At 72.0% G+C, this 13,601-nt stretch carries 10 protein-coding genes; 6 read left to right on the forward strand and 4 right to left on the reverse strand.

The window, feature by feature from the left end:
* The first annotated feature begins 4 nt into the window (after positions 1 to 4).
* The 4 genes from BLR04_RS16250 to BLR04_RS16265 are packed head-to-tail and all read left to right on the forward strand — an operon-like array spanning position 5 to position 5,370.
* On the forward strand, positions 5 to 955 hold the full coding sequence (locus tag BLR04_RS16250; RefSeq protein ID WP_090765160.1) for a carbohydrate ABC transporter permease: 951 nt from the start codon (positions 5 to 7) through the stop codon (positions 953 to 955).
* A complete protein-coding gene (locus BLR04_RS16255) occupies positions 952 to 1,770 on the forward strand; it encodes a carbohydrate ABC transporter permease (RefSeq protein WP_090765162.1) in 819 nt (272 codons plus the stop codon). The genes BLR04_RS16250 and BLR04_RS16255 overlap by 4 nt, the downstream gene beginning before the upstream one ends.
* Before the next feature lie 19 nt (positions 1,771 to 1,789).
* On the forward strand, positions 1,790 to 3,697 hold the full coding sequence (locus tag BLR04_RS16260; protein ID WP_218128993.1) for a glycoside hydrolase family 127 protein: 1,908 nt from the start codon (positions 1,790 to 1,792) through the stop codon (positions 3,695 to 3,697).
* Positions 3,697 to 5,370, forward strand: a complete 1,674-nt coding sequence (locus BLR04_RS16265; RefSeq protein WP_090765168.1) for an amylo-alpha-1,6-glucosidase — start codon at positions 3,697 to 3,699, stop codon at positions 5,368 to 5,370. The genes BLR04_RS16260 and BLR04_RS16265 overlap by 1 nt, the downstream gene beginning before the upstream one ends.
* A gap of 24 nt (positions 5,371 to 5,394) precedes the next feature.
* Here the strand turns inward: BLR04_RS16265 and BLR04_RS16270 are convergent, their stop codons facing one another.
* Complete coding sequence (locus tag BLR04_RS16270) at positions 5,395 to 7,176, reverse strand: glycoside hydrolase family 15 protein (RefSeq protein WP_090765171.1); 1,782 nt, start codon at positions 7,174 to 7,176, stop codon at positions 5,395 to 5,397.
* Between the two features lie 80 nt (positions 7,177 to 7,256).
* The gene (gene yczE / locus BLR04_RS16275; RefSeq protein ID WP_090765174.1) at positions 7,257 to 7,859 is read right to left on the reverse strand and encodes a membrane protein YczE; all 603 of its coding nucleotides are present in this window, start codon (positions 7,857 to 7,859) and stop codon (positions 7,257 to 7,259) included.
* A 63-nt stretch (positions 7,860 to 7,922) separates the two neighbouring features.
* Here yczE and yczR point away from each other — a divergent pair, with 63 nt between their 5' ends.
* On the forward strand, positions 7,923 to 9,353 hold the full coding sequence (gene yczR / locus BLR04_RS16280; RefSeq protein WP_090765176.1) for a MocR-like transcription factor YczR: 1,431 nt from the start codon (positions 7,923 to 7,925) through the stop codon (positions 9,351 to 9,353).
* A gap of 4 nt (positions 9,354 to 9,357) precedes the next feature.
* On the opposite strand, the gene BLR04_RS16285 is transcribed toward yczR, so the two are convergent.
* Both BLR04_RS16285 and BLR04_RS16290 read right to left on the reverse strand, forming a co-directional pair.
* A complete protein-coding gene (locus BLR04_RS16285) occupies positions 9,358 to 9,966 on the reverse strand; it encodes a trimeric intracellular cation channel family protein (protein ID WP_090765181.1) in 609 nt (202 codons plus the stop codon).
* 11 nt (positions 9,967 to 9,977) lie between these two features.
* Positions 9,978 to 11,450, reverse strand: coding sequence for a peptide MFS transporter (locus tag BLR04_RS16290; RefSeq protein WP_090765184.1), 1,473 nt, complete (start codon positions 11,448 to 11,450; stop codon positions 9,978 to 9,980).
* 152 nt (positions 11,451 to 11,602) lie between these two features.
* Between BLR04_RS16290 and BLR04_RS16295 the strand changes: the two genes are divergently transcribed.
* A complete protein-coding gene (locus BLR04_RS16295) occupies positions 11,603 to 13,435 on the forward strand; it encodes an AMP-dependent synthetase/ligase (RefSeq protein WP_090765187.1) in 1,833 nt (610 codons plus the stop codon).
* Positions 13,436 to 13,601 lie beyond the last annotated feature (166 nt).

Genomic DNA, 13,601 nt, shown 5'->3' on the forward strand with positions numbered 1-13,601 from the left:
TGCCATGACCGCGCTCCACACCGAACCCGCGCACGCGGCCCGCCCGCGCGCGCGGGCGGGCCGGGGGAATCAGCGGCGGGCACAGCGCTGGACGGCTCTCGCCTTCCTCGCCCCGCTCCTCGTCTACCTGGCCGTCTTCTACGCCTATCCGCTGTACCGCAACATCGACCTCAGCGTGCACGACTACACGCCGCGCGCCTTCATCCAGGGCAACCCCGAGTTCACCGGGCTGCGGCACTACGTCGTCATCGTCACCGACGACGCCTTCCTGCGCGCGCTGAGCAACACCGCGGTGTTCACGCTGGGCTCGATCGCCGTCCAGTACGTCATCGGGCTGGCCCTCGCGGTGTTCTTCCACCGCAACTTCCGGCTGTCGGCGGTGCTGCGCGCGATGTTCCTCGTGCCGTGGCTGCTGCCGCTCATCGTGTCGGCCTCGACCTGGTCGTGGATGCTCAACAGCGAGAACGGCATCGTCAACGCGGCGCTCCAGGCGTTCGGCATCGGCCAGATCAACTGGCTGACCTCGCCGGACACCTCGCTGCTGGCGGTCACCGTGGCCAACATCTGGCTCGGCATCCCGTTCAACCTGGTCATCCTCTACGCCGGCCTGCAGAACATCTCGCCCTCCCTGTACGAGGCGGCCGGGCTGGACGGCGCGAACGCCTGGGAGCGCTTCCGGCACATCACGTTCCCGCTGCTGCGCCCGGTGTCCATGATCACGCTGCTGCTCGGGCTGATCTACACGCTCAAGGTCGTCGACATCATCTGGATCATGACCAGGGGCGGCCCGGCGGACGCCTCCACGACGTTCGCCATCTGGTCCTACCGGGAGGCGTTCGGCACCGGGCAGCCCGACTTCTCCCCTGCGGCGGCGGTCGGCAACCTGCTCATCGTCATCGCCTTCGTCGCCGGTCTCGCGCACGTGCGCCTGCAGCGGAAGGAGGAGAACGGATGAAGGCCCAGAAGACAGTGTGGAAGACGGCGGTGGGCGTGGTCCTGACGGGCGTCATGCTCTTCCCCGTCTACTGGATGTTCAACGTCTCGCTCACCAAGACCGGCGACATGCGGGCCGACCCGCCGCACTGGTTCCCGTGGGACCCCACGTTCGAGGGGTACACCGCCGCGCTCGGCCAGCAACTCCCTGCGCTCGCCACGAGCCTGTTCATCGGGCTCGGCACGGTGGCGCTCACGCTCGTCGTCTCCCTGCCCGCCGGGTTCGCCCTGGCCAAGCTGCGGCCGCGCGGCGCCCGGACGATCGACTTCCTGCTCCTGGTCGCGCAGATGATCCCCGCCGTCGTCATGGCGATGGGCTTCTACGCGATCTACATCAGGCTCGGGCTGCTCAACACCGTCGCGGGCCTGATCGTGGCCGACTCGACGCTCGCCGTGCCCTTCGGGGTGCTGCTGTTCCGGGCGTTCATGGCGGGGATCCCCGCCGAGGTGATGGCCGCGGCGCAGATCGACGGGGCGAGCACCTGGCGGACGTTCCGCTCGATCGTGCTCCCGCTCAGCCGCAACTCCGTGATCACGGTCTCGCTGTTCGCGTTCCTGTGGGCGTGGTCGGACTTCATCTTCGCCTCCACGCTCAACCGCAGCAGCGAGGTCATCCCGGTCACGCTCGGCATCTTCCGCTACATCGGCAACAACACGACGCAATGGAACTCCATCATGGCGACCGCCGTGATCGCGTCGCTGCCCGCGGCCTTCCTCCTGATCCTCGCGCAGCGCTACATCGCCGCCGGGGTCACCGCGGGCGCCGTCAAGGACTGACATGAAAGGTTTCACCTCTATGACCAGCCCCGTGCTGCCGTCACACGGCCGGGTACGCCCCCTCGGGCTCGCGCAGGTCTCGCTCACCGGCGGGTTCTGGGGGGAGCGGCAGGCCGTGAACGCCGCGCAGACGCTCGCCCACTGCGAGACGTGGATGGAGCGCCTCGGCTGGCTGGCCAACTTCGACCGGGTCGCCGACGGCACCACCGGGCCCGACCGTCCCGGCTGGTCGTTCTCGGACTCCGAGGTCTACAAGCTGCTGGAGGCCCTGTCGTGGGAGGTCGCGCGGAGCGGCGACGCTGAGGCGGAGGCGGCGATCAAGCGGCTCACCGCCCGGGTCGCCCGCGCGCAGGATCAGGACGGCTACCTCAACACCTGCTTCGGCCACGGCGACCAGCCGCCGCGCTACAGCGACCTGGAGATGGGCCACGAGCTCTACAACACCGGCCACCTGCTCCAGGCCGCCGTGGCCCGGCTGCGCACCGCCGGCGAGGACGACCTGGTGCGCGTCGCGCGGCGGGCCGCCGACCACGTGTGCCGCACGTTCGGCCCCGGCGGGACGGCCGCGATCTGCGGGCACCCGGAGATCGAGGTCGGCATGGCCGAGTTCGGCCGCGCCACGGGGGAGCAGCGGTACGTCGAGCAGGCCCGCCTGTTCCTCGACCGCCGCGGGCACGGCACGCTGCGCGACATCCCGCTGGGCCGCGCCTACTTCCAGGACGACGTCCCGATCAGGGAGGCCGACGTGTGGCGCGGGCACGCCGTCCGCGCGCTCTACCTGGCCGCCGCCGCGGTGGACGTCGCGGTCGAGCTCGGTGACGACGACCTGCTGCGCGCGATCGAACGCCAGTGGGAGCGCACGGTCGCCCGCCGCACCTACGTCACCGGCGGCATGGGCTCGCGCCACCAGGACGAGGGCTTCGGCGAGGACTGGGAGCTGCCCCCGGACCGCGCCTACTGCGAGACCTGCGCCGGCGTCGCCTCGATCATGGTGTCCTGGCGGCTGTACCTCGCCACCGGCGACGTCCGCTACGCCGACCTCATCGAGCGCACGCTCTACAACGTCGTCGCCGTCTCGCCGAGCACCGACGGCCGGGCCTTCTTCTACGCCAACCCGCTGCACCAGCGGGTCGCCGGCCGGCCCGCCGACCAGGACGAGGTCAGTCCGCGGGCCGAGGCGGGGGTGCGGGCCCCCTGGTTCGACGTCTCCTGCTGCCCCACCAACGTCGCCCGCACGCTCGCCGGCCTGCACGGCTACCTCGCCACCACCGACGACGACGGCCTGCAGATCCACCAGTACGCCTCCTGCTCCGTCCGCGCCGAGCTGCCCGGCGGGCAGCCGGTCGCCGTGGACGTCGAGACCGCCTACCCGCAGGCCGGGACCGTTCGCGTCCGGATCGCCGCCGACGCGGACACCCCCTGGACGCTCACCCTGCGGGTGCCCGCCTGGGCCGACGGGGCCACGCTGACCGAGGGCGGGCAGACCCGTCCGGTGCGGCCTGGCCCGGCGCAGGTGCGCCGCGCCTTCCGCGCGGGCGAGGAGATCGTCCTGGAGCTGCCGATGCAGCCCCGGCTCACCTGGCCCGACCCGCGGATCGACGCCGTACGCGGCTGCGTCGCGGTGGAGCGCGGGCCTGAGGTCCTCTGCGTCGAGTCGAACGACCTGCCCTCTCCCGACCTGCTGGAGTCCCTGGTGCTCGATCCGGGTTCCGCCCCGCGCGCCGCCGAGGGCGCCGTCCTCGTGCGCGGCCGGGCGCTCGACCTCGCCGACCGGCCGTGGGCCTATCCCGCCGGTCCGCTCGACGAGCAGGGGGACGACGACTGGTTCGACGTGCCGCTGCGGCCGTACCACGGGTGGGCGCGGCGCGGCCCGTCGAGCATGCGGATCTTCGTACCGGTGGCCCCGCAAGAAAGGACCGGCGCCTGATGAGGTCGTCCGCCCCCGGCCCGGTGTTCTCCCTGCGGGAGATCCCGTTCAGCCACCACGGCTCGTGGTTCTGCTTCTCGCCCGTGGTGGCCGAGGGGACCTACGCCGACGAGGTGCACCTGGTCTCCCACCAGACCGGCATGCACCCGATCCTGAAGGTGGTCCCCGAATCAGGCGCCGCCGTCACAGCCACCCCGCACCGGCTCTCCTGGACCCGCGACGAGGGCCGCATCGACCTCGCCTACGAGAGCGCCGACACGGTGCGCGTGCGCGGCCTCGGCCTCGGCCTGCGCCTGCTGGCCGCCGACCCGGTCCTGACCCCGTTCAGCGGCCCGTACTTCTACCGGGATCCCGTCGACGGGTCGTACGTCTTCACCGTCTACCAGACCGGACGCCGCTACCGGATCACCGTCCTCGGCGGGCAGGCCGAGCCGCTGGGCACGCAGGCGCTCGGCGCCGCCGAGCGCGGGGTCGTCCTGAGCGGCGACTGGGAGATCGCCGTCGAGGAGTACGAGACCGCCCGCGCCCCCTACACCACGACGACGTCCTTCGAGCAGGTGGTCACGGCCGCGCGCGCGGAGTTCGACGCCTTCACCGCGGCGGTCGCGCCGTGGCGCGGCGACCGGACGCCCGCCGCCGAGCTGGCCGCGTACGTGCTGTGGTCGGCGACCGTGCGCCCGGCCGGGTTCGTCACCCGTCCGGCGGTGCTCATGTCGAAGCACTGGATGGACAAGGTGTGGAGCTGGGACCACTGCTTCAACGCCATCGCCCTCGGCGCGGGCCTGCCCGGTCTGGCCTGGGACCAGTACCGTCTGCCCTTCGACCACCAGGACGGCGCCGGCGCGCTCCCCGACTCCGTCACCCACTCCGAGGTGCTGCACAACTTCGTCAAACCGCCCATCCACGGCTGGGCCCTGCGCCACCTGCCGCCGCCGCCCGATCCTGCCGACACCTACCGGCTGCTCGAACGCTGGACCGGCTTCTGGCTCACCGCGCGCCGCGCCCCCGGCCACGAGCTGCCGCACTACCAGCACGGCAACGACAGCGGCTGGGACAACGCGACCACCTTCGACGCCGAGCGCGTCGTCGAGACCGCCGACCTGGCCGCGTTCCTCGTCCTGCAGCTGCGCGAGCTCGCCCGCCTGGCCCCCGGCCCGGACGCCGCGGCCCGGTGGACCGCGCAGGCCGACCGGATGCGCGACGCGCTCCTCGCCGAGCTGTGGGACGGCGAGCGGTTCGTCGCCCGCGGCGCGCTCTCGGGCCGTACCCGGTCGAGCTCCAGCCTGCTCGAACTCATGCCCATCGTGCTGGGGGAGGAGCTGCCGCAGCCGGTCCGCGCGGCGCTGGCCGCCGGGATCGAGCGCCATCTGACCGCGTTCGGCCTGGCCACCGAGCTGCCCGACTCGCCGCACTACCAGGACGACGGCTACTGGCGCGGCCCGATCTGGGCGCCCTCGACCGTCCTGATCGAGGACGGGCTGCGCCGCGCCGGCTACCCCGAGCTGGCCGACGAGATCAGCGCCCGCTTCCGCGCGCTGTGCGAGAAGTCGGGGTTCGCGGAGAACTTCGACGCCCGCACCGGGCAGGGCCTGCGCGACCGCGCCTACACCTGGACGGCCGCCGCCTACCTCATCCTGTCCGCCGCCCACGAGCGGCGCGGCCGGACCACCTGACAGGAGCGCGCGCCGCGGCCGGTGTCATCTCGGCATCGGCTCGGCGCCGTCGGCCGTGAGGGCGCGTGCGGCGTGGATCAGCGGGACGTGGCTGAAGGCCTGCGGGAAGTTGCCCACCAGACGGCGGAAGCGCGGGTCGTACTCCTCCGCCAGCAGCCCGACGTCGTTGCGCAGCCCCAGCAGTCGCTCGAACAGGTCTTTCGCCTCGTCCCTGCGCCCCTGCATCGCCATGACCTCCACCAGCCAGAAGCTGCAGGCGAGGAACGCGCCCTCGGCGCCGGGCAGGCCGTCGACGTCGTTGTCCTCCGCCACCGGGTAGCGCAGCACGAACCCGTCGGCCATCAGCTCCTTCTCGACCGCCGCCACCGTCCCGGTCACCCGTGGGTCGTCGATCGGCAGGAACCCCACGATCGGGATCATCAGCAGCGCCGAGTCCAGCTCCGAGGACCCGTACGACTGCGTGAACGTGCCGCGCTCGGTGTCGAAGCCCTTGTCGCAGATCTCGGCGTGGATGGTGTCGCGCAGCTCCCGCCACTTCTCCACCGGCCCGGTGCGGCCGAAGCGCTCGACGTGCTTGACGGCCCGGTCGAGCGCCACCCAGCACATCACCTTCGAGTGCACGAAGTGCCGCCGGGGCCCGCGGACCTCCCACAGCCCCTCGTCGGGCTCGTCCCAGTGATCCTTGACGTAGTCGAGCAGCTCACGCTGGATCGTCCAGGCCCGGTCGTCGGGCGGCAGGCCGCGCTCGCTCGCGACGTACAGGCAGTTCATGACCTCGCCGTACACGTCGAGCTGCAACTGCTTGGCGGCCTCGTTGCCGATGCGCACCGGGCGGGACTCCTCGTAGCCGTCGAGCCAGTCGAGCAGCAGCTCGGGCAGGCGGCGCTCGCCGCCGACGCCGTACATGATCTGCAGGTCCTGGGGGCGGCCGGCGATGGCGCGCAGCAGCCACGCCCGCCAGTCGGCGGCCTCCTCCAGGTAGCCGGAGCTGATCAGCGCGTCGAGCGTCATCGTCGCGTCGCGCAGCCAGCAGTAGCGGTAGTCCCAGTTGCGCACGCCGCCGAGGTCCTCGGGCAGTGAGGTCGTGGGAGCGGCCACCATGCCGCCGGTCGGCGCGTACGTCAGGGCCTTGAGCGTGATGAGCGAGCGCACCACGGCCTCACGGTACGGCCCGGTGTGGGCGCATTTCGACATCCACTCCGCCCAGAACGCCTCGGTGTCGCGCAACTGCTCGCCCGGCTCGAGCTGCGGCGGCATCGGCTCGTGCGACGGGTGCCAGGTGAACACGAACGGCAGCCGCTCGCCCTCGTTCACGGTGAACGTGGCGCGGTGGGCGTAGTCGCCGCCCTTGAGCGTCACGGGCGAGTGCAGCCACACCGAGTCGGGGCCGCCGATGGCCTGCAGGTGGCCGTCGCTGCGGCGCACCCACGGCACGATCCGGCCGTAGTCGAAGCGGACCCGCAGCTGCGTGGACATCTCCACGCTGCCGGAGACTCCCTCGACGATCCGTACGACGTCGGGGTTGCGGTCGCGCGGCGGCATGAAGTCGATCACCCGGACGGTGCCCGTCGGGGTGTCCCACTCGCTCTCCAGGACCAGGCTCTCGCCGCGGTAGCGCCGCCGCGTGGCCGGGCGGCGGCCGACCGGCCCGAGCCACCAGTGCCCGTTGCGCTCGCTGCCGAGCAACGCCGCGAAGCACGCGGGCGAGTCGAAACGGGGCAGGCAGAGCCAGTCGATGGAGCCGTCGCGCGCCACCAGAGCGGCCGACTGCATGTCTCCGATGAGCGCGTAGTCCTCGATCCGCATGCCTAGACGCTACTCGGCGCGGAGGGTGTCCCGCGGCCGGATCCGATCATGTCGCGTCATGCCGGGCCCGGCCGCGGGCCTCACCGCAGCGGGAACCACCGGGTGAAGACCTGGGTCAGCGGTCCGATGGCCAGCGCGAAGACCAGCGTCCCCACGCCGATTCTGCCGCCGAGCAGCCAGCCCGCGGCCAGCACGGTGACCTCCATGAGGGAGCGCGCGAGCCGCACCGACAGGCCGAGCCGCACCAGGCCGGTCATGATGCCGTCGCGCGGCCCCGCGCCCATCCCGGCGCCGATGTACAGGAGGGTCGCCAGGGCGATGGACGTCACGGCGAGCGCCACGTACGCGGACTGGAGGACCAGGTGCCCCGGCGTGGGCAGCAGGGCGATCCAGGCGTCGGCGAACAGGCCGACGAACACGACGTTGCTGAGGGTGCCGAACCCGGGCCGCTGCCTCAGCGGGATCCACAGCAGCATCACCAGGGCGCCGACCACGATGATGACGGTGCCGATCGACAGCCCGAGCCGCAGCCCGAGGCCCTGGTGGAAGACGTCCCACGGTCCGTTGCCGAGGCTCGACTCGACCTGGAGGGCGATGCCGAGGCCGTAGAGCGCGAGGCCGCCGTAAAGGCGGGTCAGCCGGACGGGAAGGGAACGTGGCAGGGGGACTGTAGTTTCGCTCATGGTGGCCTCACAGTGGCATGGCCAAAGTTGCCAAAACCAGGGCCAATCCAGAAAAGTGGCTTTATGAGGCACATGTCGGCGGCACAAGTGGCACGTCTGGTGAGCGTCGACCCCGAGGCGCGGCCCTACTACCGCGCCCTGGCCGACAGCGTGCGCGCGCTGGTCCTCGACGGCCAGCTCCCCGTACGCGTGCGCATGCCCGCCGAACGCAACCTCGCCGAGAGCCTCGGCGTCAGCCGCACCACCGTCACCGCGGCCTACGACCTGCTGCGCGAGCGCGGCTACCTGCAGAGCAGGCGCGGCTCGGGCAGCTGGACGGCCCTGCCCGACCCCGCCACCACGTCCGACAACCCGTGGCACGGCACCGGCGACGGGCTGATCCCGCTGCACACCGCCGCCCCCGCGGCGCCGTCGGCGCTGCCCGCCGTCCTCGCGGAGGTGGCGGCCGAGGACCTGCCGCGGTACGCCATGGGCAACGGCTACGACCCGCTCGGCCTGCCGCCGCTGCGCGAACGCATCGCCGCGCGCTACACCGCGAGGGGAGTGGCCACCAGGCCGGAGCAGATCGTCGTCACGACCGGTTCGCAGCTCGCCATCCAGCTCCTGTTCGGCCTGCTCGCCGGCCCAGGCGACCCCGTCCTCGTGGAGTCGCCGACCTACCCGCACGCCATCGACGCGGCCCGCAGGCGCGGCGCCCGCATCGTCCCGGTCGGGATCTCGCACGACGGCTGGCAGCCCGACCTGGTCGCCGGTGCGCTGCGGCAGTCCGGGGCCCGCCTCGCCTACCTCATGCCCGACTTCCACAACCCGACCGGCGCCCTCATGCCGGACCCCGTCCGCGCGGCCGTCGTCGAGGCCGCCCGGCGCGCCGACACCGTCGTGCTGGTGGACGAGACCTGGGCCGAGCTCGCGCTGGACGACGTCCCCCCGCACGCGCCGGCGGCGGCCTTCGACACCGACGGCCGGGTGATCAGCATCGGCTCGGCAGGCAAGCTGTGGTGGGGCGGGCTGCGCATCGGCTGGATCCGCGCCACCGCCGCGCTCGCCCGCCGCCTCGCCCTGTTCCGCGCGTCGGTCGACATCGCGAGCCCCGTGCTGGAGCAGTTGGTCGTCGCGCGGCTGTTCGACCGGCTGGAGACGACCCGCGCCGAACGCCGCCGCACCATGCGCGCCTCGCGCGACGCGCTCGTCGGCGCGCTGCGCGAGCACCTGCCCGAGTGGACGTTCACCGTGCCAGGCGGCGGGGGCACCCTGTGGGTCCGCCTGGGCTCCGGCGCCGCCACCCCGCTCGCCGACGCCGCGGCCGCCCACGGCGTACGCCTCGCGCCGGGCCCGTGGTTCGGCCCCGAGGGCACGCTGGAAGGCTACCTGCGGATGCCGTACACGCTGCCGCCACAGGTGCTGACGGAGGCGGTCGGCCGGATCCGCGCGGCCCGCGACGGAGGCCCTGCGGGCGCGTCCCGCGACCCCGACCCGCTGGTCGCCGTCGTGTGACGGGTCACTCGGTGAGGCCCCTCGCCAGCGGCGCCCGCCACTTGCGGCGCATGGCGGTGATGCGCAGCCCGAACGCCAGCAGGGCCGCCGCCAGCGTCGCCTGCCAGCCGGTCACGCCGTACAGGTGCAGGCCCGCCATCAGCGCCGACCCCACCAGGGCCGGCACGGCGTAGAGCTGCCGGTCGTACAGCAGCGTCGGGATCTCCCCGGCCAGGACGTCGCGGATCATGCCGCCGCCCACCGCCGTGAGGACCCCACAGAGCACCGCGTGCAGCGGGCTCAGCCCGTACTCCATGGCCTTCTGCGTGCCGACGGCGCAGAACAGGCCGAGCCCGGCCGCGTCCAGCACGAGGATGGCCGGCATCACGCGGGCGACGTGCGGATGGAAGAAGAAGACGATCACCGTGGCGGCGAGCGGCACGAGCACGTACCCCGTGCTCTGGAAGGCGGCGGGGCGGACGTTGAGTATGAGGTCGCGCACGAGGCCGCCGCCGAGCGAGGTCATCCCGGCGAGGACGCCCATGCCGACGACGTCGAGTCGTTTGCGCACGCCCATGAGGGCACCTGACAGGGCGAAGACGAAGACGCCGGCGAGGTCGAGGAGATACAGCACGTGTGAATTGTCTACATCAGGGCGGGTTCGTGGTGCTCGGCCATCATCACCCGCAACTTCTTCGTGAACATGAACAGCGCGCCGCCCGCCACGACCGCGAGCACGGCCAGCAGCAGATAGTACGCCGGGTCGGACAGCACCTCGGCGAGCCGCCCGGTCTGCCCGCCCACCGCGTCGCCCACCGAGACCGCGATGAACCACAGGCCGAGCATCTGCCCCTTGAACGCCTCCGGCGCCAGCTTCGTCGTCACCGACAGCCCGACCGGGCTCAGTGACAGCTCACCGAACACCTGGACGAGATAGACCAGCACCAGCCACCACACCGACACCCGGCCCGTCCCGGCCAGTGCGGCGGCGATGCTCATGACCACGAAGCTCAGCCCCACCATGACCAGCGCGAACGCGAACTTCTGCGGCGTGCTCACCCGGGTGCCGAGCCTCACCCACAGCGCCGCGAACACCGGCACGAAGATCATGATGAACAGCGGGTTGAACGCCTGCGTGGTGGCGGGCTGGATCGGGACGCCGAACAGCGACAGCTCGGTGTGGTCGCGGGCGAAGAACAGCAGCTTGCTCGGCGCCAGGTCGTAGATCATCCAGAAGATGGCCGCCGCGAGGAACAGCCAGATGTAGGCCTTCATCCTGACGCGCTCGTCCGCCGTCAGGTCGTGGCTGCCCAGCATGATGTAGCCGAAGTACACCACGGGCACGACGAGGATCACGGCCGTCACCGCCACGGTGAACCGGTCGATCGTGAGCGTGCCCGTCGCCGCCCACGCCGCGAGCACCGCCGCCGTCAGCGCCGTGCCGAGGCCCGCGAGGCGGCCGAAGCGGCGCCGCTCGTCCGGCGTGAGCCGCACGCCGGGGCGCTCGCCGACGCCGTGCAGGTGACGCCCGCCCAGGACGTACTGCAGCAGGCCCAGCGCCATGCCCACCGCCGCCGCGCCGAAGCCGAGATGCCAGCGGCCGCCCGCCGCCAGCCAGCCGACGACGAGCGGCGCGACGAAGGCGCCGAGGTTGATGCCGAGATAGAACAGCGAGAACCCGGCGTCCCTGCGGCCGTCGTCGCCCTCGGGGTAGAGCCGGCCGACCATCACCGAGATGTTGGGCTTGAGCAGCCCCGTGCCCACGATGATGAGCGCCAGGCCGAGCCAGACGAAGAACGCGCCCGACGTCGGTACCGCCATGCTGATGTGGCCGAGCATGATGACGAACCCGCCCCACAGCACCGACCTGCGCGCTCCGAGGATGCGGTCGGCGATCCAGCCGCCGGGGAGGGCCACCAGGTAGATGAGCGCGCCGTAGACGCCCACGACCGCCTGGGCCGTCACGTCCGACATGCCGAGGCCCTGGTTGGCGGGCGAGGCGGCCATGAACGTGGCGAGGATCGCCCGCAGCCCGTACCAGGAGAACCGTTCCCACAGCTCGGTGCCGAACAGTGTGGCCAGCCCCCGTGGATGGCCGAAGAACGTCTCGTCACGCATGTCCGCCCCCCGACCGACACCTCGCGTATCCGTTCGATCACCTTATGTCGGGCGGCCGGGTTGTCACGCCACTGGGTCTTGCCGGTGCCCCGGGGCTGTGGTGCGATGCGAGGCACATTCATGCAAGTGAATACTGACTGGAGGCGGGTGCCATGGGCGAGGTCCTCGAAGTCCGCGGCGAGATCGAGCAGCAGATCTCCGGCCGTACCGTCTGTGAGCAGCTGAGACAGACGGCCGAGCAGTACCCCGACGCACCCGCCTACTCCGACCCGGACGGCGACGACTGGATCACCCTGACCTACGCGCAGGCGCGCGGCCGGATTCTGGAGATCGCCGCCGCGTTCGCCGCGCTCGGTTTACGGCCGGGCGAGTCGGTGGCCCTCATGATGGTGAACCGCAGCGAGCACGTCCTTGCCGACCTCGGCGCCGTGCACGCGGGCGGCGTCGGCTGCACCGTCTACTCGACGTTCGCGCCCGAGCAGATCGCGTTCGTGGCCTCCGACGTGGGCGCCCGCTACGCCGTCCTCGGCGGTCCAGCCGACCTGGCCCGCTGGCAGCCCGTCCTCGACCGGCTGGACGGCCTGCGGAAGATCGTCATGCTGGACGGCGCCCCGGCCGACGAGCGCTTCATGACCTGGGACGACTTCCTCGACCTGGGCCGGCGCCGGCTCGCCGAGGACCCGGCCGCGGTCGAGGAGCGCTGGCGCGCGGTCACCGCCGACGACGTGGCCACCGTGCTCTACACCTCGGGCACCACCGGCACGCCCAAGGGCGTCCCGCTCACCCACACCAACATCTTCTACGAGGTCGCCGCCACCGACCGGATGACCTCGCTGCCGGTACGCGGCACCCAGATCTCCTACCTCACCTACGCGCACATCGCCGAGCGGATCCTCAGCCTCTACCTGCCCCTGGTCAAGGCCTCCCACGTGCACTTCTGCACCGACCTGGCGAACCTGGGCGCCACGCTCGGACAGGTCAGGCCGATGATGTTCTTCGGCGTGCCGAGGGTGTGGGAGAAGATGATGGCCCGCCTGCTCGCCGTCCTCGCCGCCCAGCCCGAGGCCCAGCAGGCGGCCGTGCGCGAGGCCATGAAGGCCGGCGTCGCGTACGTGGAGGCCGGGCAGTACGGCCGGACGGTCACCCCCGAGATCAGGGAGGCGTACGAGCAGGCCGACGCGTCGCTGCTGTCGATCGTCCGCGGCATGATCGGCTTCGACCGCGCCGAGTGGACCGCCACCGGCGCCGCCCCGCTGCCCGCCGAGGTGCAGCGTTTCTACGCCGGCCTCGGACTCAGGGTCATCGACGTGTACGGCATGACCGAGACCACCGGCGCCTTCACCGGCAACAGCCCCGACTGCTACCGCCTCGGCACCGTCGGCAGGGCAGAACCGGGCGTCGAGGTCCGCATCGCCGAGGACGGCGAGATCCTCACCCGCAGCCCGCTCAACACCCGCGGCTACGTCAACCGCCCCGACGCGACCGCCGAGCTCCTGGACGACGAGGGCTGGCTGCACACCGGCGACATCGGCACGGTCGACGAGGACGGCTTCTACCGGGTGGTCGACCGCAAGAAGGAGCTGATCATCACGGCGGGCGGGGAGAACATCTCGCCCGCCGAGATCGAGAACCACCTCAAGGAGCACCCGCTCGTCGGCCAGGCCCTCGCGTTCGGCGACAACCGGCCCTACCCGGTGGCGCTGCTCACCCTCGACGGCGAGGTCGCGCCGGGCTGGGCGCAGGCGCGCGGCATCACGTACGGGTCGCTCGCCGAACTGGCCGAGCACCCGGAGGTGCTCAAGGAGGTCGAGGCCGCCGTCGAGACGGCCAACAGCAAGCTGGCAAAGGTCCAACAGGTCAAGAAGTGGGCCCTGCTGGGCACGGAGTGGACCGCCGAGACAGAGGAACTGACCCCCAGCCTCAAACTCAAACGCCGCATCATCCACGCGAAATACGCCGACTCCCTCGACTCCCTCTACCTCTGACCCACCCGGACGGACATCAAGCTCATGGGGGGGCGGGCGGCTGGCGTGCGGACGCGCTCGTCTCGTGAGCTGCGTCAGGAGGGCGGCGCCGGCCCTCCTGGGGGTGGGTGGTGTGGGTGGTTGCGCGTGTTGCGAAGGAGGGTTTTGCCAAGAAGGGCGTGTGTCG

Origin of the sequence: Nonomuraea maritima, assembly GCF_900100395.1 — a bacterium.
In the GTDB taxonomy this organism is placed as follows: Bacteria; Actinomycetota; Actinomycetes; order Streptosporangiales; family Streptosporangiaceae; genus Nonomuraea; species Nonomuraea maritima.

Excerpts from the sequence above, each read along its gene's own strand:
- BLR04_RS16270 (WP_090765171.1), bottom strand. The coding sequence starts at position 7,176 with ATGCGGATCGAGGACTACGCGCTCATCGGAGACATGCAGTCGGCCGCT.
- BLR04_RS16290 (WP_090765184.1), bottom strand. The coding sequence starts at position 11,450 with ATGCGTGACGAGACGTTCTTCGGCCATCCACGGGGGCTGGCCACACTG.
- BLR04_RS16260 (WP_218128993.1), top strand. The coding sequence starts at position 1,790 with ATGACCAGCCCCGTGCTGCCGTCACACGGCCGGGTACGCCCCCTCGGG.
- BLR04_RS16255 (WP_090765162.1), top strand. The coding sequence starts at position 952 with ATGAAGGCCCAGAAGACAGTGTGGAAGACGGCGGTGGGCGTGGTCCTG.
- yczE (WP_090765174.1), bottom strand. The coding sequence starts at position 7,859 with ATGAGCGAAACTACAGTCCCCCTGCCACGTTCCCTTCCCGTCCGGCTG.
- yczR (WP_090765176.1), top strand. The coding sequence starts at position 7,923 with ATGAGGCACATGTCGGCGGCACAAGTGGCACGTCTGGTGAGCGTCGAC.
- BLR04_RS16265 (WP_090765168.1), top strand. The coding sequence starts at position 3,697 with ATGAGGTCGTCCGCCCCCGGCCCGGTGTTCTCCCTGCGGGAGATCCCG.
- BLR04_RS16295 (WP_090765187.1), top strand. The coding sequence starts at position 11,603 with ATGGGCGAGGTCCTCGAAGTCCGCGGCGAGATCGAGCAGCAGATCTCC.
- BLR04_RS16250 (WP_090765160.1), top strand. The coding sequence starts at position 5 with ATGACCGCGCTCCACACCGAACCCGCGCACGCGGCCCGCCCGCGCGCG.